The organism is Endozoicomonas sp. Z74, from assembly GCF_057680865.1.
This window is the reverse complement of the sequence record NZ_JBLYZI010000015.1, coordinates 44,226-68,880: the sequence shown is the minus strand read 5'-3', so window position 1 is coordinate 68,880 and position 24,655 is coordinate 44,226. Positions and strand designations below refer to the sequence as shown.

General features: G+C 50.8%; 20 protein-coding genes. 11 read left to right on the top strand and 9 right to left on the bottom strand.

Features of this window, described 5'->3' with window-relative positions:
- Positions 1-61 precede the first annotated feature (61 nt).
- Together tamB and tamA are read right to left on the bottom strand one after the other, a co-directional pair.
- Positions 62-3,949: an autotransporter assembly complex protein TamB gene (gene tamB / locus ACNRUY_RS06665; RefSeq protein WP_488110866.1), complete on the bottom strand. Its 3,888-nt coding sequence runs from the start codon at positions 3,947-3,949 to the stop codon at positions 62-64.
- Positions 3,946-5,718 carry an autotransporter assembly complex protein TamA gene (gene tamA, locus ACNRUY_RS06660; RefSeq protein ID WP_488110865.1) on the bottom strand — a complete coding sequence of 591 codons (1,773 nt, stop codon included), beginning with the start codon at positions 5,716-5,718 and terminating at the stop codon, positions 3,946-3,948. The genes tamB and tamA overlap by 4 nt, the downstream gene beginning before the upstream one ends.
- Positions 5,719-6,121: 403 nt before the next feature.
- Here tamA and rpsF point away from each other — a divergent pair, with 403 nt between their 5' ends.
- From rpsF to dnaB, 6 genes are all read left to right on the top strand, one after another.
- On the top strand, positions 6,122-6,565 hold the full coding sequence (gene rpsF / locus ACNRUY_RS06655; RefSeq protein WP_488110864.1) for a 30S ribosomal protein S6: 444 nt from the start codon (positions 6,122-6,124) through the stop codon (positions 6,563-6,565).
- 53 nt (positions 6,566-6,618) lie between these two features.
- Positions 6,619-6,843, top strand: coding sequence for a 30S ribosomal protein S18 (rpsR, locus tag ACNRUY_RS06650; protein WP_020584246.1), 225 nt, complete (start codon positions 6,619-6,621; stop codon positions 6,841-6,843).
- Positions 6,844-6,864: 21 nt separating this feature from the next.
- A complete protein-coding gene (locus ACNRUY_RS06645) occupies positions 6,865-7,737 on the top strand; it encodes a hypothetical protein (protein ID WP_488110863.1) in 873 nt (290 codons plus the stop codon).
- A 30-nt stretch (positions 7,738-7,767) separates the two neighbouring features.
- Positions 7,768-8,214, top strand: coding sequence for a 50S ribosomal protein L9 (rplI, locus tag ACNRUY_RS06640; RefSeq protein WP_488110862.1), 447 nt, complete (start codon positions 7,768-7,770; stop codon positions 8,212-8,214).
- A 379-nt stretch (positions 8,215-8,593) separates the two neighbouring features.
- Complete coding sequence (locus tag ACNRUY_RS06635; RefSeq protein WP_488110861.1) at positions 8,594-9,160, top strand: flavodoxin family protein; 567 nt, start codon at positions 8,594-8,596, stop codon at positions 9,158-9,160.
- Positions 9,161-9,365: 205 nt separating this feature from the next.
- A complete protein-coding gene (gene dnaB, locus ACNRUY_RS06630; protein ID WP_488110860.1) occupies positions 9,366-10,769 on the top strand; it encodes a replicative DNA helicase in 1,404 nt (467 codons plus the stop codon).
- A 16-nt stretch (positions 10,770-10,785) separates the two neighbouring features.
- On the opposite strand, the gene ACNRUY_RS06625 is transcribed toward dnaB, so the two are convergent.
- From ACNRUY_RS06625 to ACNRUY_RS06610, 4 genes are all read right to left on the bottom strand, one after another.
- Positions 10,786-12,285: a hypothetical protein gene (locus ACNRUY_RS06625; protein ID WP_488110859.1), complete on the bottom strand. Its 1,500-nt coding sequence runs from the start codon at positions 12,283-12,285 to the stop codon at positions 10,786-10,788.
- Positions 12,286-12,352: 67 nt separating this feature from the next.
- Positions 12,353-13,339: a hypothetical protein gene (locus ACNRUY_RS06620; protein WP_488110858.1), complete on the bottom strand. Its 987-nt coding sequence runs from the start codon at positions 13,337-13,339 to the stop codon at positions 12,353-12,355.
- A 354-nt stretch (positions 13,340-13,693) separates the two neighbouring features.
- Positions 13,694-14,692, bottom strand: a complete 999-nt coding sequence (locus ACNRUY_RS06615; protein ID WP_488110857.1) for a serine/threonine protein kinase — start codon at positions 14,690-14,692, stop codon at positions 13,694-13,696.
- A 124-nt stretch (positions 14,693-14,816) separates the two neighbouring features.
- Entirely contained in the window at positions 14,817-15,548 is a 732-nt protein-coding gene (locus tag ACNRUY_RS06610; protein ID WP_488110856.1) for a ComFC family protein, read from the bottom strand.
- Positions 15,549-15,657: 109 nt separating this feature from the next.
- Between ACNRUY_RS06610 and bioB the strand changes: the two genes are divergently transcribed.
- From bioB to bioD, 5 genes are read left to right on the top strand one after another with little or no spacing between them, the layout of a single operon-like run.
- Entirely contained in the window at positions 15,658-16,776 is a 1,119-nt protein-coding gene (gene bioB / locus ACNRUY_RS06605) for a biotin synthase BioB (protein WP_488110855.1), read from the top strand.
- The gene (gene bioF, locus ACNRUY_RS06600) at positions 16,776-18,035 is read left to right on the top strand and encodes an 8-amino-7-oxononanoate synthase (protein WP_488110854.1); all 1,260 of its coding nucleotides are present in this window, start codon (positions 16,776-16,778) and stop codon (positions 18,033-18,035) included. Before bioB ends, bioF begins: the two co-directional genes overlap by 1 nt.
- A complete protein-coding gene (locus ACNRUY_RS06595) occupies positions 18,032-18,811 on the top strand; it encodes an alpha/beta fold hydrolase (protein ID WP_488110853.1) in 780 nt (259 codons plus the stop codon). The genes bioF and ACNRUY_RS06595 overlap by 4 nt, the downstream gene beginning before the upstream one ends.
- On the top strand, positions 18,808-19,647 hold the full coding sequence (bioC, locus tag ACNRUY_RS06590) for a malonyl-ACP O-methyltransferase BioC (protein ID WP_488110852.1): 840 nt from the start codon (positions 18,808-18,810) through the stop codon (positions 19,645-19,647). The genes ACNRUY_RS06595 and bioC overlap by 4 nt, the downstream gene beginning before the upstream one ends.
- 58 nt (positions 19,648-19,705) lie before the next feature.
- Positions 19,706-20,389, top strand: coding sequence for a dethiobiotin synthase (gene bioD, locus ACNRUY_RS06585; protein WP_488110851.1), 684 nt, complete (start codon positions 19,706-19,708; stop codon positions 20,387-20,389).
- Between the two features lie 56 nt (positions 20,390-20,445).
- Here the strand turns inward: bioD and ACNRUY_RS06580 are convergent, their stop codons facing one another.
- The 3 genes from ACNRUY_RS06580 to ACNRUY_RS06570 all read right to left on the bottom strand — a co-directional run bounded on the left by ACNRUY_RS06580 (position 20,446) and on the right by ACNRUY_RS06570 (position 24,539).
- Positions 20,446-21,357 (bottom strand): hypothetical protein, encoded by a 912-nt coding sequence (locus tag ACNRUY_RS06580; protein WP_488110850.1) that lies wholly within the window; start codon positions 21,355-21,357, stop codon positions 20,446-20,448.
- Positions 21,358-21,682: 325 nt separating this feature from the next.
- Positions 21,683-22,891 carry a hypothetical protein gene (locus tag ACNRUY_RS06575; RefSeq protein ID WP_488110849.1) on the bottom strand — a complete coding sequence of 403 codons (1,209 nt, stop codon included), beginning with the start codon at positions 22,889-22,891 and terminating at the stop codon, positions 21,683-21,685.
- Between the two features lie 232 nt (positions 22,892-23,123).
- Positions 23,124-24,539, bottom strand: a complete 1,416-nt coding sequence (locus ACNRUY_RS06570) for an MFS transporter (RefSeq protein WP_488110848.1) — start codon at positions 24,537-24,539, stop codon at positions 23,124-23,126.
- Positions 24,540-24,655: the final 116 nt, after the last annotated feature.

Sequence of the window (24,655 nt, the reverse complement as noted above, 5' to 3'; positions counted from 1 at the left end):
GAGAGGATGAGTATAGGCAGGTATTCAGAACTCTGCTGTCCACCTTTGAAAGCACCGGTTTTCAGGGCTGCTTTATTTTGAACTGATAAAACAGGTCTACCGCCTGGGCCAGCCCACTGACGGCCTGAAGATAGAGGTGAGGGATGAGTTCGTAACGGATTTTGATTTCAGCAATGGAGCTGAACACGCCCGCACCGTATTGAACCCGCAGGCCGGGGGCCAGGTTGCCTCCGATGGTGACCTGAGTCTCGTCGCCGCTGCCTTCGGTATCCAGGGAAACATCGGACAGGCCAAAGGCTTCTCCGACCGTGGAGACAACCCCTCCCAGCTGGCTGACCCCAAGCCCGATCAGCATGGACTGGACAGCAGAGTCATCACCGTTCTCCAGGCCCCGTCCTCGCAGGAGATAGGAAAGCTGCTGCTGCTGTGACATGGCCGGGTCGGAATAAACCTCAATGTTGGGATGAGTCGGTGTACCGGTCACTTTTATGCCTGCCGTCACGTCATCCTCAATGGAGTCCGGGTTGCGGATGGCATCCACCATCAGGTAGGGGCTGGAAATGGGCCCGGAAAAGATGATGTTGCCCTCTTTGATCAGCAGGTCCTGCCCCAGTTGATGGTAGCGGCCATTGAGTATCTGGATGGACCCATTGGCGGCCAGGGATTTACCGGGTACCTGCAGCAGGGTGAGGTGGCCGCCCAGGTTGGCTTTCAGACCATAAGCATTGATGTGAATGTCTTTGCCCAGGACCACCGCAACATTCATGGTAAGGGTGGACATGGCTGTGGTTTCCTGTTTCTGCCCATCCTCCGGAGTGACGATCACTACATCATCGGAGGTTGTGATGGCGTGTTTGGGGATGTCCTTGATCTGGATTCTGGCCCAGGGAATAACGATCTTCCCGGTCAGTTTCTGCTGTGCGCCGATCTCCAGTTTTAAATCCGGGGACGCTTTCAACGCCAGCAAACCGGGGACATTGGCTTCCAGATCAGAGCCTTTCAACACGATCTGGCCGGTGACCGGCATTGTCTGCCAATCCAGGTGACCGGTGAGCTTCACGTCTCCTTCCCCGACCCGCATGCCACCACTGATTTCGCCATGGTCGCCTTTTATGGCCAGCCGGGTGACCAGATCCCGGATTCTGACTTCATCAGCCCGGGTTGCCAGCTGCCCCTTGTCCAGCACCAGCTGACCGTAAAGGAGAGGTTTTTCCAGGGTTCCGGCGAGACGGGCATTGGCGGAGAGCACTCCGTCGATACTGGCCACGTCCGGAACAAAAGGGGTGAGGAAATCCAGTTTGAGGCTCTCAAGGTGGAGGTTGCCACCCAGTGTTCTGGATGTATGAACATCATTGACAGTGGTCTGGACTGTGGCCGTTCCAAGCTGTTTCGATGCAAAAATCAGGTCAGCGGTAAGGTCATTTTTATTCAGTGCCAGTTCCGCTGCCAACTGCTGGTAGTTGAAGGATATTGCTTCTACGTCTGTGGAATCCTCCGTGGCAGCGGCTTCTTTACGGGTGAAAGAGCCGGGAGTGGTTTTGAGGCTGAGGTGGGCTGTAGGTGATAAGCCATCCCAGTGCACTTCTCCTTCGCCGGAAAGAGTGGCTGTCCAGATAAAGCCATCCGGATAAAACGGTGCCAGCTTTTCCAGGTGATAGTTGTTCAGCTGGAAGCGGGCGGATGCTTTTTCCCGGGACGCCTGGCTGGCATCGATACAAAATCGTGCCGGAGAAGCCTGCCAGCACTGGTCAGAGAGTTGTAATGACTGAAGATCATTGACGGTAATGTGCAGTGGCTTTTCCAGTACCCATTCATCTACCGGTGTTTTTACTTTGGCTGCCGACAGTTCTCCCTGCCACTGATGGTGTTTCCATGAACCGTTGACCATCAGCTGCCCGGATACTGGTTCCCCGGCTGTTTTCAGAGACAGCTGGTGTTGCTTTTCGTTGCCCCGGGCTTCCAGAGAGACGGCTTCCAGTTTTAAGCCACCGTTCACCCCATTTTTCACAAGAGAGGCGATGTTAATGGTGGTCTGCCCCTGCCACTCTATTTTGGGGGGAAGCGTGTTACTGGCAGGCAGGTTTTTTGAGAGCTGTCCCTCCGCCTTCAGCTTTTCGATGTTTATCTGTCTGAAAGCAATGGCGGGGCTGTCCAGGTTAAAATCAATGCTGGGGCGGTCACGGGTGCCGCTCAAGTCGATGTGACCCGTCAGCGTTCCTGTCAGCTCAGGGTAGATTTCATCCAGGGTTCTTGCGTCAACTCTGGCGTTGAGCGACCACTGTTCTGCTATTTGACCATTGACGGACAGTTGGTTCTGTCCCACAGACAGTACCAGGTCATCTACGTTGGCGGTCAAAGGCAGTGGTTGATCGGGCCTGAAGCTTGCCGGCAGGTGGCCTGATGCTTTCAGTGCGCCTTTGGCGGTGATCGGATAGCTTCTGAGGGAACCGTGAATGGACAGCTCGGGCACATCCACCTGCCACTGGTTCTGTTCCAGTGAAAACCGGCTTTTCAGCAGGCCGCTCAGTTGTCCAGGGAGGTCTGGCGACGAGTCGGGAATCAATGGGCCAGGGTTCAGGTTGTCCAGTTTTGCTGAGCCCTGCCAGCGAATTCCTTTCTGCCAGTTCAGCACCCCGGTCAGCTCCAGCAGGCCTTCTGTTTCTGTCTTTGTTTCTGGAGAAGCACTGTGCTCGTGGGGCGGCTGCTTCACCGTCAAGGGGGCCAGTTCAAGCTGCTCAAGGTCTCCTCTGGCCCGGACTGTCAGCTCAGTGGTAGGCCTGTGACTGACCTGAATAAACGTGTCCAGTGTCAGCTGATACTGTTTCAGGTTACCGGACAGGCTGGCTGTACCCCGGCTTGAGTGAAACTGGCTCGGAGTTTGACTCGGAGTTTGAGAGAGTGGCCAGACGATATCTTTCCAGTTCAGGTTCAGGTCAAAGGGGGTATCCGGGGCAATGGCGCCAACGGTGCCTTTCAGGGCAAGGTTAAATGGACCGGTTGTGGTCATTGCCAACCGGAGCTGGTTCAGGTCACCGGCCGCGCTTAGATCCACCTTTTCCCCTGCCAGCTGATGACCTGCCTCTCCTTCAGCAATGCCTTTCTTGAGGGTGCCCACAAGTCTGGCATTCAGGGGGTAGGCAGCGGTCAGATCAATATCCCCTTGCAGGCTGGCGGAGGCCCTTGGGCTGTCAGCACGGAGTTGAATGTTTTGCACGTGGCTCCGCTGCCATCGAAAAGCCAGGGTCAGCTGATCCACCGGTTCCTGGATGCCGGCCTGTTCATAGAGTGCATCATTGAGCATCAGCTGGTGAAGCTCAATGGGCAGGGGCAGAAAAACGCTTGGGAGCTCTATGGGTTTTGAAGAAGGGGCCGAATCGGATTTCGTTTCGTTAATCGTTACATGAAGGTGATTGGCCAGAGCGTTATTGATCTGGATTTTACTGTCAATCAGGCTGGCATCGGTGCTCAGGGATTGCAGTTTGACGTTGACGCTATCGGAGAGAAAAGAAAACTGCTGGACGTCGATCCGGTGGATCAGGACATTAACGGGAATGTGCAGTTCGCTGTCGGGAGAGGTTGCTGTTTGCTGGGCTGTTTTTTCAAGGGAAGGTGTGTCCGGGGCTGGTTTAAGGGTCAGGGTGGTCCCTTTTACCCGCAACAGCTTGACGGGGAGCTCGCTGTGGATCAATTGGGTCAGTTGCCACTGCAGGTCAACCTGTTCTGCAGTGAAAGACAGGGTATTGTCTTCCCATTGGAGCCTGCTGAAGGTCCAGCCATGGAGCAAGTCTCCACTGACCAGTTCTCCACTCAGAGGCTCAAGTCGCTGAACCGCCTGGTTCCATAGCCAGGCATTACCGCTGTGACTGAACAGCAAAATTGACAGGAGCGCCAGTACCACAAGAACCAGTACCGCAATGGCCAGCCCGGTTTTCCTGAAGACGGCACTCATAGATCAGGCCCCATGGAAAAGTGAATACGCCAGGGAGAGCCTTCTTCACTGATGGCAAAAGCCAGATCCAGTTTCAGGGGACCCAGAGGGGTCACCCAGCGGATGCCAACACCGGTTCCGGTTTTCCAATCGTCTTTGTAGTCATTGGTGGCGGTACCGCTGTCAATAAAGGCCGCCAGTCGCCAGTTGTGGATAAACTCATAATTGTATTCTGCGCTGACCGCACTCATGTATTGGGCACCGGTCAATTGGCCGCTGGCATCCCTGGGAGAAATGCTTTCATAGCTGAAACCCCGAACCGACTGATCCCCCCCGGTGAAAAAGCGAATGGAAGGCGGGATATCATTGATGTCATTGATGCGGATGCCGCCCTGTTCAATCCGGCCCAGAAAGCGGTGTTTCCCGGCCAGGGTGGCCAGCCACTTGGCCCTTCCCCAGAGTTTAAGAAAGTCGGCGTCAGAGCCCCAGGCTTCCGAAGAAGCTTCCAGTTTGACGTTGTACAGGCTGCCGGATACCGGGTCCATGGTGTTGCCTCTGACCCGTCGGCGGTTGAAGGCCACACCCGGGATCAGCAGGCGGTTATTACTTTTCTGCAGACCTTGGGTAAAGTCTTCAAAATCCAGTCGGAAAAACAGATCCTGGTCCCAGCTGTCGGGCCGCTTGGTCCACCGGTGAACGGAAGAAGAGAGCAGGCTGCTGTTGGTGTCTTCCAGTGTTTTTTTCTGGTAGCCCAGCTCCAGGCTGTAATACTCCAGCAAAGGGTTGCCATAGGGGATTTTATAGCGGCTGCTCAGCTCCACCACCTTGGTGGAAACTTTGAGGTCACTGCTCTGGCTGTGACCTCTCTCGTTCATCCAGGGGCGGTCGAGGCTCAGTGATACCCGCGGTCCTTCATCGGTGGAAAAACCGATGCCGGTTTCCACTTCCCAGTCGGTTTTGGGGACGACATGGATAAAAATGGGGACACTATTGCCTGTGGCTTTCCCGATCAGTGGGCGGACATCAATCTGGCTGAAATAACCGGTTGAGGAAAAATCCCGGTTCAGCTGGCTCAGTTTTACGGATTGAAAGGGTTCACCTTTCCTGAAGTTGATCAGGGGGGCAAGCAGCTGCCGGGTGGCCGGTGACACATCGCCATAATGGATATCTCCAAAGGCATAACGCTTACCTGCGTTTAATACCAGGTGGATATCCGCAGCTCTCTGTTCCGGGTATACCCTGACCTGGTGCTGGGTCAGCTGTGAGTCAAAATAGCCTCTGGCAAGGGCCAGGTCATTCAACTGGGCTTTCAGGGATTCATACTGACCATCGTTCATGACATCCCCCTCTTTCAGGGGCTGTTTTTTCAGTAGTCGTTTGAAGGCCCTGTCCTCAAGGGCATCACCGGCGAGGTCAACCTTCAGGGAGCGGACCCGCACGGGGGGACCTGAGTCAACGACAATGTTCAGTTGATGAGGGGCCCGTTCATCAAGGGCCATATTAATTGATGGACTGTAGTACCCTATTGCCATCAGCCCCTTTCTGACGGCCTCTTCAATATCAGGACGCAACCCTTTTAACTGCGCGGGCTCAATCTCCGGCAAGGTCTCCAGATAAAGGGTTACATTTTTAGCCAGCGGCTTATCGAGGCCGTTCACATTGAAGGAAAGCGGCTCTCCATGGGCCGACCCGGCGCCCAGGGAAAAAAGGAGCAGCCACAACCGGCAGAGCCATGAGAGCCTGAAGGCCGTTTGCTGGCTGGGCTGACATTGGCGCTGCTGTGCTGTCATAAGGGCGGTTTTTGTCGGGTACGTCACTGTGAAAATGAGGGTGTGATGGTTCTGGTCACTCTCCGGGAGTTCCGGCCAACTGTTCAGGCTTACACAAGCCATCTCCCTGATAGTAAAGGACATCGTCAAAAGCTGACAGGTTTTTTATGGGAAAGCACCACCTGCTATGGCGGTCAATACAAGGGTGGATGAGGCCTGCCACCCTTGCAACCATCGTCACAAATCTCTAGAATTCCCGCTCCTTATAGGCTGCGGATCCGTCTGATTTCAGCCTGAAGGCATTCTTCGGAATGTGAAAGTCTGTGAGCTTTTCCGGCTCACAACCTCCTTGCCTTACCGTTGGCCTGAGCTTTTGAAAAGACTCAATCCGGCGGGAGGCTATTTAACCCGTAAGGAGCAAATAATGCGTCATTACGAGATCGTTTTCCTGGTCCACCCTGACCAGAGCGAACAGGTACCGGCCATGGTTGAGCGCTACACCCGCGCGATCACCGACAATGGTGGCCAGGTACACCGTCTTGAAGACTGGGGCCGCCGCCAGCTGGCTTACCCGATCAACAAGATCCACAAAGCTCACTATGTTCTGATGAACATTGAGTGTGGCAATGAAACCCTGGATGAGCTGACGGAAAACTTCCGCTACAACGATGCGGTGATCCGTAACATGGTTATTCGTCGTGACGAAGCGATCACTGAAGCGTCCATCATGCTGCAGTCTGAAGACAAGCGTGATCGTCGTGAAGACCGCCGTGATGATCGTCGCGAAGACCGTCGTGAAGAGCGTCGTACCGAAGAACCGGCTGCTGAAGCAGTGGTTGAGGAAGCGGCTGACGAGTCTGCCGAGTAACGGACCCGGTTTACCCGGTTCATACCATAAGCCCTATTCAAGGAGACGTTGCCATGGCACGTTTTTTCCGTCGCAGAAAGTTCTGCCGTTTTACCGCTGAAGGCGTTAAAGAGATCGATTACAAAGATCTCAACACCCTGAAAGCTTACGTATCCGAAACCGGCAAGATTGTTCCCAGCCGTATTACCGGTACCAAGGCCCGTTACCAGCGTCAGCTGGCAACTGCCATCAAGCGCGCTCGTTACGTGGCCCTGCTGCCATACACTGATCGCCACTGATTCATTCACAGGGTATAGCTGATGCGTGGACTGGCGGAACTGGCAATGCGTGGCCCGAAGCAGGCTCTGATTCTGGCCATGGTGTTTGCCTGTATTCCCATGTTGTTCTGGGTAAGTGCAGCCATTATCTCTCTGGTGGTACTGCGTCGCGGTATCCGTGAGGGGCTGAAACTGCTGCCCTGGGCTCTGCTGCCGGGTATTGCCTGGGCGGCCATGGGACAGTTCTCCACGGTTATCGGACTGATTGCCACCGTGATGCTGGCCTGTGTATTGCGCCAAACGGTCTCCTGGCAGAAAACTCTACTGGCGCTGTTGCCGGTCGGCGGCCTTGTGGCCCTGGCCATGGCACAGTTGGCCCCACAGCAGGTTGCCCTGCTCAGCGATATGGTCATGAAGTTTATTCATGACTATGTTGGGCAAAGCGGTGACAGCGTGGGCGACATAGTAGTCAGCCTGAAACCTTTGGTGGAGTACGGGGTGATTGGCATGCTTGCCTGGTTTAACCTGGTGAGCTGTGTTCTGGGGTTAGTGCTGGCCAGATCCTGGCAGGCGCAACTCTTCAATCCAGGGGGGTTCCGCGAAGAGTTTCACGGTATCCGCCTGCCCCTGACAGCGGCCATGGGGTTGCTGGCATTGACCCTGGCGGGGACAACGCTGGCGCCTTATATGATTGTTGTGGTTCCCATTGCGACCCTGCCTCTGCTGGTGGCAGGCCTTGCCCTGATTCATGGGCTGGTGGGAATGCGGCATATGGGCAGCTTCTGGCTGGTGGCATTTTATCTGCTGCTGATCTTTGTCACGCAACTGGCATACCCGGTCATTGTTTTAACTGCATGCCTTGACAGTCTGTTTGATTTTCGCTCACGCGTTGCCGCCAGACTGCATCAAGGGTGACAGGTACTAGGTAATAAAGAGGCTAGCGAAATGGACGTTATCCTGCTCGAAAAAGTTGCCAATCTTGGCAACCTGGGCGACAAAGTTATCGTTAAGGCCGGTTATGGCCGTAACTTCCTGATTCCTTTCGGCAAGGCTGTTCCTGCCAACAAGGAAAACCTGGAAGCGTTTGAAGCTCGTCGTGCTGAGCTTGAAAAAGCCGCTAATGAGAAGCTGGCGACTGCTGAGAAGCGTGCCAGTGAAATGGCTGAAATCGAACTGACCCTGACCGCCAAAGCTGGCGACGAAGGCAAGCTGTTCGGTTCCATCGGTCCTCGTGACCTGGCTGAAGCCATCACTTCTGCTGGCGTTAAAGTCGCCAAGAGTGAAATTCGCCTGGCTGACGGACCGATCCGTGCAGTGGGTGAGTACGACGTAGGCGTTCAGCTGCACACTGACGTAGCCGCTGCTATCAAGGTCTTCATCGAAGCTGAATAATCCGCTTTTGATGTAATTGCCTGATGGTAAAACCCGGGGCTCTTTGAGCTCCGGGTTTTTATATACATGGATGTATTGTATCCCGAAAACGCACGACTGCATGGATGCAGGAGCTAGAGTAATGCAGGAGCAGTTACCGTGGAGCGGTTTTCGGGATTATGGCCTATGCCCTCGCTCCCATGCTTTTAGGGAAGCAGCAAACAAGAATAACCCATTGTCATTCCCGCCTTCGCGGGGATGACGAAAAACGGTATATTTTTCGGTGACTCTTCCCTTAGCCCCTTTGGGTTCCTGCATGGGAGCGCAGCTCCTTCAGGTAACATGAAACTGTATGGGCCTCCCGGAAGGAGTGTGGGGGTAAATTATGAGATAAGGAAAAATGATAAAAATCGCTTTGGTTTATTTTACGCATACAGATGTTACTGGGAAGCTCATGAGAGCAGCAGGCAGTGAAATAGAAAAATTAGAAGTGGAATTACACTGTCATCAAATCAAAGGCAATGAAATCGTTGAGGGCAGATTTATTAATCCATCACTAATGAGTTTACTCAAAGAGGCCCACGCTATCATTTTTGGTTCACCTACATACATGGGCAGTGTTTCTGCTCAATTCAAAGCATTTGCCGACGCAACCAGTGATTTTTGGGAAACTCAGGAATGGTCAGGAATAGTCGCTGCAGGTATAACTTCGGGTTCTGGATTAAACGGTGACCAGGCATCGACATTGCAGTACTTCTCGACGTTGGCAAGTCAACATGGAATGATCTGGGTGGGGCTTGATGCACCATTCAATGATGCTGATAAAGGGGTTAACAGGCTGGGCTGTCAGTTGGGTGTGACCTCACACAGTCTTGAGGGTAGTGTGCATGGTATCGATTTACAGAGCGCCAAGTATCTGGCGCGCAGGGTTGTTGAGGTCGCCGGAAAATTAAATGCACGGACATAATAGCAAGTGTTTATACCCATTTTCATTGACACTGTGAGTAGACGACGAATGAGGGAAGCTCATGAATCTGCAAGCAGTAGGTAGTTTGGGTAAGCGAGAGCCGTCAACACCCTCACACCTTCGAAGTTACACATAACCTTCACGTTACAGTGCCCTTTGGGGTATCCTGAAATACTACTCACGGGTTTACGATCAGATCGTCCATATGCTTAATGCCATGCCCAGGGAGCTTGAACTTCCCATTGATGACGCCACGGTAGCGATTAAGACACCTCCTCACTCCATAGAAGCTGAGCAGTCTGTGCTGGGCGGCCTGATGCTGGATAACCAGGCCTGGGACCGGGTGGTGGATAAATTAACGTCAGACGACTTTTATAATCCAGGCCATAAGCTGATTTATGGGGCGATCAGCCACCTCAGTAATGAGAGTAAACCTTTTGACCCGTTGACCCTGGCCGAAGTGCTTGAAAACCGGGGAGAGCTGGATGAGGTCGGGGGGCTGGTGTATCTGGCAGAACTGGTGGGTAATGTGCCCAGTGTGGCCAATATCCGGGCCTACGCCGAAATCATCTATGAGCGCTCAGTGCTTCGCAAGTTGATCAATACCGGCCAGCGGATCGCGGACAGTGCTTATAACCCGGAAGGTAAAGACAGCCAGGCGATTCTGGATGAAGCGGAACGGCTGGTTTTCAATATAGCTGAAGAGCGTCCCAATACCGGAGGGCCTGTCGGGGTTCGGGAAATTCTGGAAAACACCGTCAAGAAAATTGATGAGCTGTTCAATGCGGGGGATGCCATTACCGGCACCACTACCGGGTTCAAAGACCTTGATGAAATGACGTCGGGTATGCAGCCTTCGGACATGGTGATTGTGGCGGCCCGTCCCTCCATGGGTAAAACCACGTTTGCCATGAACCTGGTGGAAAATGCGCTGTTATCCAGCGAAAAAGGCGTCATGGTCTTCAGCCTGGAAATGCCCAGCGAGCAGTTGATGATGCGTATGCTCTCTTCCTTGGGTCGAATCAACCAGTCCAAGGTAAGAAGCGGCCAGCTGGAAGAGGAAGACTGGCCGAAGCTGCTGTCGGCGGTGGAACGCATCAAGGATAAAAAGCTGTTTATTGACGATACAGCGGGCATCAGCCCCTCAGAAATGCGATCCCGGGTTCGAAGGGTGGTGAGGGAGCATGGCGACCTGGGGCTGATCATGATCGACTATCTACAGCTGATGCAGATTCCCGGTTTTGGCGAGGGGCGGACCAATGAAATTTCAGAAATATCCCGCTCCCTGAAAGCCATTGCCAAGGAATTCAATGTACCGGTTATTGCCCTCTCTCAGTTGAACCGATCCCTTGAACAGCGTCCGAACAAACGACCGGTCAACTCCGACCTTCGTGAATCCGGTGCGATTGAGCAGGATGCCGATGTCATCATGTTTATATACCGGGATGAGGTCTATAACCCCGATACTGAATACAAAGGGGTTGCTGAGATCATTATCGGTAAACAGCGTAATGGTCCGATTGGTTCTTGCCGGTTGGCATTTATCGGCCAGTATACCCGGTTTGAAAATCTGGCGCCGGATGCCTATGGCCGGTTTGATGATGAGTAACTTTCTGTGGGCGGAGCTACCGTACAGGGCGACGGGCGTTAAGAAAGAACAGCTTGGTAAGATTGTCCAGCAGCCAGTCCGTTGGGATATCCGTTGATGCTCCCGCTCCTATCGTTGATAGTTGGTAATACTGGGTGTTGGGAAAGGTTTTCAGGGCTTTTCGGAGATCCTTCAGTTCTTTTGTCAGTATATTTCTGACGGTTGAATTGGACTGGTTGGGCAGTGTGAGTTCAATCTGGTCGACATGGTCGTATAAGGTAACCCAGTGCTCTTCAAGAGCCTGAAAAACGGCTATATGCTGATAGGCAATGTGCGGAGCATTGCTGGCTGCCATTATATGACAAGTTTTTTTGTGGTCGCACTGGTGAAGCATTTTATTTTCATTAAGAAAGTTTTTAACTGTTTCCTTCGTGGTGGGTCTATTAATTCTCTCCACTCCAGATTGAGTTTGCTGGCTGATGTGGGTTTCAGGGATGCCGTATTTTTCCAGAAACCTGCACGCGAGGTTGGGGACATCGTCGCTTAGTTGGTATAAGTCCCCCTCTTTTTTATAGATATTGCTTTCAAAACTGTTTTCCGCAAGAGTATCCGCCGGAAGCACAGAATGATATCCCAAAGAGCTGTATTTTATTTTTTGAAAATAATCAGGATCGCGGCATATTTTATTCAGGCTGTGATAAATGGCCTTAAAAGCATCGGCCTCCGTCATGGCACTGACCTCGACGGTTGTTTCGGGACCAGTTGAGATAATGTCCATCATTTTTGTCGGGTTGGATAAGTCCCATACGGACCTGGGCGTTTTGTCAAACAGCAGGCCGACTCGATTGCTATCGAGCTCCCATGGGGTTGTCATTATCTGGCGATCACAGGTTAGGACAACAATGGTACCGAAGTCAAAGTGCGGATTGTTTTCGTAGGTAGAAAATATTGAGAGCAGGGTCAGCAGTCTAAGCTGCATATCCTGAATACTGCCCCCCAGGAAAAAAGTATATTCATAGCGGTGTACAGGCGGTAAATGAGGGGCGTACATACCCATGTCAGAAAGTGCATTTACTGTATCTTGTTTGAGGTGAGGTCTGTCACGACAAATTTTGTCCGGAAGGGGCTCAGCGCTTTCGTCACGATACCAGGAAACGGTTTGATGTTTTTGTACATCCGTGAGTTTTGCTGGTTCCTTTGCCTGAGTCATCCTCATTATGGTATTGAGGTTGTATTCATGATCAATAATACCGTGGATGGCCAGTAAATCGAATAATGCAAATGTTTGCTTGAGTGTGAATGGTTTCACCTCTGGAAGACCAAAAGAACTGTATTGTGATCGGTATTCAATGCGCCCCCCCTGAAATAGAGTTCCATAACAATTTTTAGAGGCAGTGTGTTTTGTGATAGGACAGGTTCGTGTCATCAAGTTTACCCGATCTGTCATTTCTGCAAATACAGGAAGAACAGACATCATCAATATTGCAGAGAAGTAATGAAGCTTTACGGGAGTGTATGAGTTTTTGGTGGTTTCCACTATTCTGACACTCTCTAAAATAAGTAGAGGATTTTAGTATGTTGGTAGTTCAACAGTGTATGACCTTTTAGTGAGGGTTCAGGTGATAGTCACGAATGACCCACCACATAAGGGCTTGTAAGCTTTCTGCAATATCAATGGTTGGAGTTGGGCTGATCCAGTGCAGTGTTGTATCTGTTCCTTTAAAATAGTCTGTTAAGATGAGCTTTGCTTCTCTAACAAAAGGTTGGTGAGCGATAATTATTACTTTTGAGAATTGTCTGTAAATTTCATGAGAGGTTGATAGAAACTCATATAAGTGATCGTTATTGTTTGTGTTTCTGTGCTTTGGATAATAGCTTTCCATCGGAAAGAGGGAGAATGTCTGTATTCCAACGGTGTTAAGAAGCTTAACCATGAAATGCTGTTGAGTGATAGAGAGGCTATCTGGTTCAGGTACACCTCTTTTACTTTTCAGTAATTGATAATATTCAGGGCAAACTTCATTTCCAGGAAATGGATAAGATTGGTAGGTTCCGATTACCAGGGCACCCTCGACTTTGGGTTTTATCTTTTCCAAGGTGTTAAGTGAGTCGCAGAGTGATTTTGGGTGTGCTCCCAAAAAAATAAGTAGTGCTTTATCATGTTGTGATGACATTAAAGTCCTTTCTAAAGGATATTGTTTTGTCATCCCAAGTTGGCTGAGGGCTTTTTCAAGAAATTGTTTTTTATATTGGCTGAATGTTTTATAGTCTTCTCGTCCAAAATTGTTTTCAAGGACATTTCGAAACTGTTCGAATGTTTTATAAGCGATGTGAGTGGGTCTGTAATTGTCGAAAAATGGGTCAACGTCAAGTATTTTTAGAACAATATCTATATGGAGCGCATGCTCACATAATGTTGAACTCAATCCCAGATTTTGGCATCTCTCACTGTGGCGGGAGTCTGGAATAACAGGAAGCTGCTGATCTGCAGTCTCTAGGTTGTTGCTCATTACCGGGCAAGCTTGAAGTATGTATAACAAGCTATGAACGATCATAAGAAGGAGGGCGGCTTTTTTACGCTTATAAGTCATAGGCAAACTGATTTTCAATTGAACAGCTATCAAAGATAGAGTAATGGTTGTCTTTATGTTGGTAATATTTTAACTAAGTAATTACGATCCTTATTTTAAATGCCTCTATCAAATGCAGATTATGATGAAAATGGGCAGAATTGAAACTTCCGTTTATGATATCTGGGATATTGTTTCCATCCATCATAGTGTATTTTTTTATAAATGCTAAATCTTAATATTCTGGCTGACGGGCTTTATGGCTGCCCGTTTTCTTACAGGCAGCTAAAAATCATGACATTTATAAATAAGGCCATGGTAAATGGGTTTGTACTTACCTGCCTTTTATTCCCACGATGCTTGTCTGCATCCGAATTACATCTGGCCAAATACTGACAGCGGAGGCTCATCCAATGCTGCCAGCTGTTCCCTGAGCTCAAGAATATGTTCCGCCCAGTAGCGCTCGGTATTGAACCAGGTAAAGGCCATGGGAAAGGCAGGATCATCCCAGCGTCTGGCGAGCCAGCCGCTGTAATGGAGCAGGCGCAATGTCCGGAAGTACTCCACCAGATTCAGTTCAGCGGGATGGAAGTCCATAAATTCGGTATAGCCTTCGAGAACTTCAGCCATCTGCAATGTCTGACTCTGGCGATCCCCGCTGAGGAGCATCCACAGATCCTGAACAGCGGGGGCCATGGCCGTGTCATCAAAATCCACAAAGTGAGGGGCATCGTTGCGCCAGAGGATATTGCCCCCATGGCAGTCCCCATGGACTCGAATGGCGGTGCAGGGATTTTGCTGCTGGATACTGTCCAGCCGGTGCAGCAGATCTCTGGCCAGGGTTTCATAAGCTTCGCGCAGGGAAGCGGGAATAAAGTCGTTTTCCAGCAGGTAGTCCACACTATCAATGCCATAGCGTTTCAGGCTGATCTGGGGGCGGTGACTGAAGGGTTTTGATGCTCCCAGCTTGTGCATTCGTCCCATGGTTCGCCCAAGAATCATCAGGTTATCCAGATTGTCGAGTTCCGGAGCATGTCCTCCCTGGCGGGGAAACAGTGCATAAAGAAACCCTTCAAATTCATGGAGTGTCGAACCCTTGCTGTCGGCCAGAGGGGCTACCACAGGAAGTTCCATGGCCTGAAGCTCAAGACTGAACTGGTGTTCCTCTTCTATTTGCGCTCTGCTCCAGCGATCGGGACGGTAGAATTTGGCAATGATCGGTTGGCCCTCTTCAATGCCCACCTGATAAACGCGATTTTCATAACTGTTCAGGGCAAGAATCCGGGCGTCACTGAGATAACCCCGACTTTCCACAGCATCCAGGACCCGGTCCGGGGTCAGCTGGTCGTAAGGATGTTGAGCTGTGGAATTCATGAAGGCCTCCGGCAGGAGTGAATGGGCTGTGGGGGTGGATTTTATAGTCAATGGCGTTGGCTAGCTACCCTAACCGTTAGAGGTCGAGTGAAGGAGGGGGCTTTGTTGTTAATCTGCTGTCGTGTTATTGCTGCTCCGGAGTTCTGGCAATGGACCAGATATCGACCTGACTGACGCCGGAGCGTTTCAAAAGACGGGCGATCTCACTGACTGTGGCACCGGTGGTCACCACATCATCTACCAGGGCAATATGCTGCCAGGGAGGAGGGTGGTTCAGTGTGAATGCCTGACGGATATTCCGGCGCCGGGCCCTGGCATCCAGCCCTTGCTGTGGGGCAGTGGCTCGGGTTCGTTTCAATAGCCGGTCATCCAGGGCCGGGGGGCAGGTATTCAACTGCCGGCGGATCGCCCGGGCCAGCAGCAGAGCCTGGTTATAGCCTCTTTTACGGAGGCGGGCCGGGTGCAAAGGAACCGGAACCATCGCTTCGGGCCAGGAGCGCCCGATGTACTGATCCTCCAGCAGGTCAACCAGAAGCCCCGTTATGGGGCGAACCAGCTCAAGGCGCGACTGGTACTTGATGGACTGAAGGGCTCGGTTCACTGGAAATGCATAAACCAGTGGGCTGAGACATTGATCAAAATCAGGAGGCTGATTCAGGCACTGCCTGCACAGGCCGGTGTCGCTGGAAATCAAAGGCAGCCCGCAGTGGGAGCAGGCGCTGTCAATAAAAGGAAATGAGTTTACGCAGAGCGGGCAGATGGGATTCAGGCATGAAGTGATACCACGGCACAACAGGCAGTGCATGGCAAGATGGCGTTTAATATTTATCCAGTTGTAAACCTGATTGAGATTCATGGATTGACGAAGCTTTTAATTTCGTTATCATCGGGTCAAATCATTATTTCCAATATCAATAAACAGCGGGCAACTGTCCGGTAAAAAGTGTTTTCATCCCGAGGACTTCATGACCCATTCTGCTTCTGATTCCGCCTCAATTCCTGCCGCTGTAATTCGCCATGACTGGACTCTGGATGAGGTGGAGGCCCTGTTTCAAACCCCTTTTAATGATCTGGTGTTTCAGGCTCAGCTGGCTCACCGGGCCTACTTTAATCCGAACCAGGTGCAAGTTAGCACACTGCTGTCGATCAAGACGGGTGCCTGCCCGGAAGATTGCAAGTACTGCCCCCAGAGTGGTCACTACAACACCGGTCTGGAGAAAGAGAAGTTGATGGAGGTACGCAAGGTGCTGGAGGAGGCGAGATCGGCGAAAGCCTCCGGTGCTACCCGTTTCTGCATGGGGGCGGCCTGGAAAAACCCCCCTGCCAGAGATATGCCTTATATTCTCGAAATGATCAAAGGGGTCAAGGCCCTCGGGCTGGAGTCCTGTATGACACTGGGGATGCTGAGCCCTGACCAGGCCAGTGAGTTGGCCGATGCCGGGCTGGATTATTACAATCACAATCTGGATACCTCTCCTGAGTTTTACGGCAATATCATCACCACGCGAACCTATTCAGACCGTCTCAACACCCTTGCCCACGTTCGGGAAGCGGGCATGAATGTCTGCAGTGGTGGCATTGTCGGGCTGGGGGAGAATGAACGTGACCGCGCGGGAATGCTGGTGCAGCTGGCCAATATGCCAAAGCACCCGGAAAGTGTCCCCATCAATATGCTGGTGAAAGTGGCGGGAACACCACTGGAAGATGTGGAAGCGGTGGATGGTATTGATTTTGTCCGTACCATTGCGGTGGCCAAAATCATGATGCCGGCTTCCAATGTGCGCCTGTCCGCCGGGCGGGAGCAAATGAGTGATGAGCTTCAGGCTCTGGCTTTTCTTGCCGGAGCCAATTCGATCTTTCTGGGGGATAAGCTGTTGACCACGGCCAATCCACAAGCCAGCCGCGACCGTCAGTTGTTCAGTAAACTGGGGATCAATCAGGGTGAACAGGCTTTGACCGACAGTGATGATCCTGCACTGGATTATCACTGTCCCCTCAAAGCGATGCACGATGCAGAGAAAAGCAACGACCAGTATTTTGATGCCATGGCGGCTTCGGGTAAGGCCGTTGCCGGAGGCCTGTAGTGGCTTTTCAGCTGGAGCAGGATCTCCGGGGACGTCAGTCTGCGGGGCTTTACCGTAGCCGGAAAACGCTGGACTCTCCCCAGGGCCCGGAGGTTCAGATCGAGGGTCGGTCTTTTCTGGCTTTTTGCAGTAATGACTACCTTGGGTTGGCGAATCACCCTGACGTTGTGGCCAGTTTTCGCCGGGCAACGGAACGCTATGGTCTGGGTGGCGGTGCTTCCCACCTGGTAGTGGGACACAGTCGTGCACACCACCAGTTGGAAGAAGAACTGGCTGAATTTACCGGTCGGGAACGGGTACTGCTGTTTTCCAATGGCTACATGGCCAACCTGGGGGTGATCAGTGCTCTTCTCGGCAAGCAGGATGCGGTTTTCCAGGATCGGTTGAACCATGCCTCGCTGCTGGATGCCGGTCAGTTGTCCGGTGCCCAGTTCCGGCGCTATCTGCACTGTGATGTGGAGAGCCTGGAAGCCCGGTTGCAGAAAACCGAAGCCCGCCGGAAGCTGATCGTCACGGATGGGGTGTTCAGCATGGATGGCAATATTGCTCCGGTGCGGCAGTTAGCCATGAAGGCAAAGTCGCATCAGGGCTGGCTGATGGTGGACGATGCCCATGGCTTTGGCTGTCTGGGAGCCTCTGGTGGAGGAGTGGCTGAACGGTTCGGTCTTTCCCAGGAGCAGCTGCCTGTTCTGGTGGGCACACTGGGTAAGGCATTCGGAACCTCTGGGGCCTTTGTGGCGGGCAGTGAAGCGTTGATTGAAACACTGATTCAGTTTGCCCGAACTTATATCTACACCACTTCTATGCCTCCTGCTGTGGCAGCGGCCACCCGAACCAGCCTGGTGCTGCTCCAGGAGCAGGGCTGGCGTCGTGAGAAACTTCAGCGGCTGATCCACAGCTTCAGGGAAGGCTGTCAACAGCTTGGTTTGCAACTGATGGCATCCAGCACCCCTGTTCAACCCCTGTTGGTGGGCAGTGCTGAGCAGGCCACAGCGCTCAGTGAAGCGCTGGCCGATCAGGGAGTTCTGGTGACGGCCATACGTCCACCCACGGTTCCAAAAGGAACCTCAAGGCTACGGATCACACTGAGCGCAGCCCATGAGCTCCACCATGTGGAGCGACTGCTGGAATCCCTGGAAATCGCTTTTAAACGGACAAATGCCCACAGTGAAGGAAACATGCCCATAGCTAACGAAAAGCCATTGAACGTATCGGATGCCACTTTTTCTTCCGACAAATTGGCAGGAGCGCCTGTATGATGAGCCAGTCATCTGAGTCACCGCCTATTGTATTAATCAGTGGCTGGGCCATGCCCGCCATGGCCATGGAATCGCTGGCTGCTGCTCTGGATAAAGACCATCGTCGTGTTTCTGTGGTTGAACTGCCGGGATTGGTTCAGATAGGCGATTCAGCCAGGGGTCAAAATATCCACTGGGAAGGGTTGCTAACCTACCTTGATCAGCAACTGTTTGAGAAACCGGCGGTTCTGGTGGGCTGGTCCATGGGGGGCGTTCTGGCCAGTCTCTATGCCAGCAGGCATCCGGGGAATGTGGCGGCTGTGGTTAATCTGGCCACCAATGCCTGTTTTGTCAAAAATGCACAGTGGACAGCGGCCATGGATCCTGAGCTGTTTTCCGGGTTTCAGGCCGGGGTCTCAAAGCACTGCCTGCAAACCCTGCAACAGTTTACCCTGCTGTGCAGTGCGGGCAGCATCAACCGGCGTGAAAGAGCCAAAGCGTTGCAGTCACTTTTTCGTGACATTCAGGCAGAAACGGAGCTGGAGCCTACCGTTCTGCAGGCGTTGTTAACGCTGCTGGGAAGCAGTGACATCCGTTCGGCGCTGGCGGATATTCGCTGCCCTGTCTCGCACATACTGGGCCAGGATGATGCTCTGGTTCCAGTGGAGGCTGCTCAAAGACTGTCTGAACGGTATCCGGAGCACCGGGTGCAATCCGTGAAAGGCGGGCATTGTTTCTTTATGGATGACCCGGATTTTGTGGTCAGGGAAATTCAATCGCTGTGTCGTCTTCTATGAATCAACTGAGTTCAATCATTCCGGAAGAGCGTCCGGCTGCGACTATGGACGTCAAGCGACGTATTGCGGCCAATTTCAGCAGGGCGGCCAGCAGTTACGACCAGGCTGCCGGGCTGCAAAACCGCGTGGCGGCAAGAGCGATGCTTGGGTTACCCGGCCTGGAGCAGGGCGGAGAGGACATACAGCAAATACTCGATCTTGGTGCAGGAACCGGTCATCAGACGCGTCAGTTATCGATCCTTTATCCACAGGCTGCTGTCATGGGAATGGATCTGGCCTGGGGCATGGTGAACTATGCGAAAAACACCCAGTCGGATCACCGCCGGATTCACTGGTGCTCGGGAGATATAGAAGCTCTGCCTTTTATGGACTCCGGGTTTGACCTGATTTTTTCCAGCCTGGCGATTCAGTGGTGCCAACTTGACCGGGTATTGAATGAAGTACGCAGGGTTCTTCGTCCCGGTGGCCGGTTTGTCTTTTCCACTCTGGCACAAGGGAGCCTTAAGGAGCTGGATCTGGCCTGGCGTGCGGTGGGGGAATATGAACGGGTTAACCGGTTTGATTCTGAAGTCCTGCAAAAGCAACAGGTCCATAGCTGCTCAATGGTTCCGGTGATGTTCAGTCAGAAGGCGGAAACAGTCTATTACCCCGATGTGATTTCTCTGCTGAGAAGCCTGAAGGCTCTGGGCGTCAATACGGTTCTGGCCGGGCGAAACGGGCTGGTGACACGCAGTAAGCTGAAAGGGTTGCAACAAGCCTATGAGTCGTTTCGGACAGAGGCCGGGTTGCCTTTGACTTACCAGGTGCTCTACGGCGTATTGCAAAAAACAGTTTAAACTACTGTTTTTTCTTCAGCCCCATACGCCATCCCCAATTAAAGAGAGTTGTATCACGATGGGAAAAACCTATTTTGTGACGGGCACGGATACCGATGCGGGGAAAACCGTGGTGACTTGTGGCCTGCTGGAAGCGGCTCGTCAACAAGGTCTGTCGACCCTGGGGTTAAAGCCGGTGGCGGCCGGGAGCCAGAATACTGAAGCCGGTTGGCGAAATGAGGATGCCCTGGCTTTGATGGAGGCCATGACGCTGTCTTTACCCTATGAGCAGGTGAACCCTTTTGCTTTGGAGCCTCCCATTGCTCCCCATATTGCTGCAAGAGAAGCCGGTATTACCGTAACCGTTGATCGGTTGGTGGGGTATTGTCGGGGGGCCATGATGCAGAAGAATGACCTCACGTTGATTGAAGGGGCTGGCGGTTGGCGGGTTCCTCTGAATCATCGAGAGATGCTCAGTGACCTGGCCAGGGCAATGGATATTCCAGTGATCCTGGTGGTTGGCATGAAACTGGGCTGTATCAGCCATGCCCTGCTGACGGCAGAATCCATTGTCAGGGACGGGGTGAAACTGGCGGGCTGGGTGGCTAACCGGATAGACCCCGAAATGAGTCGGTATAAAGACAATGTTGAGACGCTTAAAGCCATGCTTCCCATTCCCTGCCTGGGTGAGGTGCCCTGGCTGGCCAGCGCTGATAAAACGACGGTGGCAGGGTGTTTGGAGGTATCAGGTCTTTTTAATTGAAAGAGTATGTCTCTTTTAAGAAATCAGCACCTTCAACGTGAAGGTGCTGATAACGTTTATACCTTGTTAAGCCTGTTTCTTAATGCTGGAAGTTTAAGAAAGTTATTGTTAAGTTCGCGCTTTCTTAAATCAGCTAGGCTCGATAATTCACCATACGTACCTTTTGGCATTTTAGTGATTTTTTGTTCTGCATCTTTAATAAGGCTATCAACTTCGCTGGTTGTTCTTGCTTGATCTATTTGAAGGCAATATTGCTGTTTCATTAATTTTGCTAAGAGTGATTTTTTTTGATCTTTTGTTATGCTTGGGTAATTGTTAGTTTTTGATCTAAGGTCACTTTCTATGTGAGATCGAAAAGACTTTATCTCCTGATGAGACATTTTATTGATATCAGTCAATAGGTATTGATAGTTTTTCCTTTGATGGGTTTTAAGACTGTACGGGAATCTGGGAGGAGAGGGTGGAGAGAACTGATTCTCTTTTGCCTTAATTAATGCTTTAAAAGCTTCTTTTTCTTGTTTATAAAGCTTCTCTTTCCATGGTTGTTCTTTTATTTTTCTCTTGAAGTGATCTAGCAGTTCAATGCAACTGGCTGAATATATTTCATCTGCCAGTTGTTTTACTTCTGGCTTGGTTTTAACCAGATTAATGACTTCGTTATATTCATAGTCTGTAGTTCCAGGAAGTAATGGAGTATTACTCAATCTTTCGATTAACTGCTCTTCAGTCGGTTGTTGAACTGGTCCATTGGGAAGCGGTTTTCGTAATCCAGGTGTTTGTGGAGATCTTGGATTAGAAGCTTCAACCGATCTTTCAGAAAGAACCTTTCTTACATGGGTCACTAAAAAATCTTTTCCACGACAAAGACCTGAAACAAGGAGTGTTACAGTTGTCTGGCAGACTTTATAGCCAAGGAATAGCCCGCATTTTACGCAATATTGAGCAGCTTTAAGTCCAGTGGATGCCAAAGATGTACCTGCATGCACAGCGAAGTCATATAAGACCTGGGTTGCACTAGGGGGGGGGGGGTGGGTTTGCCATATCTAAGCCTCCAGATACATGAAATCCCATGTACTGTAAATCGTATTGTTTGAATAAAGGCTATTGACCCTGGTGAGATAAAAAGGTTCCTCTGGTTGTTGTGGTGAGCATTTTGAGGAGGGTGTTTTGGGTTTGGTTTTCTTGTCGTAGTTCCAGTAGCTGTTTTCAACTTATTGAATATTAAGTGATTTATAGAATGGCTGCTATAAGTGGTCATGTTTACAGCAGCCGCTATCCAAGGCGTTATTAACCTTAATAGACGCTCACTGAGACACTGACCGGTTGAGTTAGCTCGAGGATTCGAGTCATAAGAGAATCAAATGCTTCTGTTGTGCTTGCCAGTTTATAAGGCCTGCCTTGATTTTCGTCGGTAAGTAACACTGGAATCTGAAGGTAGGTTGAATGGGTATCCTGGCACTTGTTGACTATTGTGAGGGGCTCAGTGCGATCGAGGTGCTTTTCTCCGGTTGCGTACAGCTTGATGATTTGACAGGTGTCAGGCTCATGGCTGACCAGTTTTGATAGTGCTGTTTTATTCCTGTCCAGGCATGACTGGTAACTGTTTGAGTTTTCCTCAATGGCTTTTTCTGGACAGCTGGCTAAACCCGTTACTTTTGTTTCTGAATACTCTGTATTGTAACTGTTGTTGAGCCGGTTTTTTATTTCCGTGGTTGGAGAGACTTGTTGCAACTTTTGATCAGCCAGTATTTTTCTGAGAGATGGGTGGAAAATAGCAGTCAGGAATGGATTCAGATTGGTTTCACCAAAATATTCAATGGGATTCAGTTGAGATAAGTCTCTATCAAGGTAGATGCTTGGGTAATACCAGGGTCTATCGTTTATTTGTCCAGGGGATTGGCTGATCAGGAAGTCCGTGTAATATTCCAGTGCTTTAGGGTGAACGAGCATATATCTTGCTGAGTCTTTTATATCTGCAGGATAGGCGTAGGCTACGGCAGCACCTGTTCCTAATCCTGCCAATGTTGATATACTTCCCAGAACGCCCCATGTCAACGTAGTCATAGTAGCACCTGCCAGGAAAGAGCTAATCAGTTGCTTCGGGTCTGCGTTATAGATTGCTGCGTAAGCATAGGATAACTGCCTTAAATCATCACTAAGGGTTTCAATATTGCTGCCTGAGTAATTTCCTTCCTGAAAGGCTTTCCTGATTTTTACCATCGAGTCCAGTACGTTTTGTGGGATTTTAAAACCCATGTTTTCAAGAGACAGGTCAGGGCTGATAATGACAGTGAGAAGTGTGGATTGAAGCAGCTGCTCTGTTCTGGCAGCTTCAGAGCAAAAGTACTTGCAGGGCGTTGTTTCTTTGTGAGAGTTGTCCTTTTTTGGAATGACAGACGAGTACGCCAGGTTAAACGGGCATAGCAATAAAAAAATAATAGAAAATTTAGTTGTTTTCGATATGTAAGGTGAAACAAAACGGCATCTTAGATGAGGATTCATAACGACTCCTTTAAAGAGGAAGATTGTCTGAGTAGACAGGAAAGTAGTCATGAATCCTTTATCTGTAAAGGAAGCTTGGCTGAGTTTTTCAGTCTTGAATAAGAGACGAAAATCAAATCAGGAAAGGGAATTTAACGAAACGGGATTGGAACAGGATAAATAGAAGAACCGACTGTTATGGGTTGGCCTGATAACAGTCGGAGTGAGTGGATTGCTTATACCCGTTGTTTCTTTATGAAAGCTGGGTTTCCAGAGTGCCAGTGGTTTCTGGCTGGGGTTGCACATCCTCTTTGTTCTGGTACTTCATGACTTCGTCTTCGTTGTAAGTTTTGGCCAGAAGGTAGGCAAAACCGCAGATGGCCGCGGCAAAAATGGCCACTGAACGGACCCCGAGATCATCTCCGATGTCTTTTCCTAACAGGAGGAAGGAGGTGAACAGCAGCATGGCAAAGGTGGCGGCTATTTTCTGGACAAACCAGAAGCCCGCCATATACATACCGGAGTTATCCTGGCCGGTTTTGTTTTTGGAATAGGTGGCAATGTCTGCGGTCATGGCACCAGGCAGTATGGAAAGAATTGCCTGGGGGTAGGGCGACAAGATCACCAGCAGGACGATGAAAATCATTGGAGAAATGCTGCCAAGACCAATAATGGACACCATGGCCAGGGTGATGCCCAGTAGCATAAAGGCCATCTTCATCAGAGGTTTCTTTCCTTTTTTCTTGGAAAGCCGGTTCACCAGCGGGTAGAAGAAAATACTGGCCACTCCAGTAATACTGGCAATGGTGCCCAACATGGCTTCAGACATTCTGGCCAGCACCGTCACATAATAGGTCAGCCCGGTTTCAAACATATAAGTGGCCAGGTAATAGAGAACCAGAATCAGAAGAAAACGCAGGAAAATATGATCGTTTTTAATCACACTGATCGTTGCTGAAAAGGTGGGGCGACGAGTCTGTGAGGGATCGACGTCCTGATAATCGGTTTCTTTGATCAGGAAGGTAGGGATTAGCAGTGCAATAGTACCGATTGCAGCCAGTATCAGAAATGTGATCTGGATGCCATTGACTTTATCAATGCCAAGTTGTGACCCCAGAGTAATCCATATAATACTGGCAAAGGATGCCAGCACCAGCCCGCTGAACCAGAATGCGCCCATAATGGTATTTAAATCCAGCTTGTCATCGGTATGTGGGGCTATTTTTACCTGAAGTGCATAATAGGGAATGTTGTACATGGTATGCGACAGCGCCTGAAGGGCAATACAGGCCGTAATCCAGATGACGTTGAGCGCAGTGATCTCACCTGGATCAGGAATCAAAAAAATCGCCGCCATGAAAAAGAGTACACCCGGGGCCGCCAGCCGCATCATGGGAATGTACTTGCCCTTTGGGTTTTTGCTTCGGTCGCAGACACTGGCGATCCAGGGATCGGTGATGGCGTCAATCATGCGGTTACCGGCCAGAATCAGGCCGATCAGGGTCAGCCCGAGAAACAGGGAGCCCTGAGGGATAACATAAGGAATTTCTGCGTCCAGGGGCGGGAAGAAGAAATAAACCACCCAGAACATGTTGATACCAATGGCGATGCCATTCCCAAAGTTACCCACACAGTAGGTGAGCTTTTCTTTTGTGGTCAGTCGTTGCACGGATTCACTCCATCACAAGCTATCAACGGGACACAGGTGGCCTTGTGATGAAGATCACCTATCGCGCTAGAATGTAAATATTATTCATATTTGAAAAAAGAAGGTAGAGGTTGAGT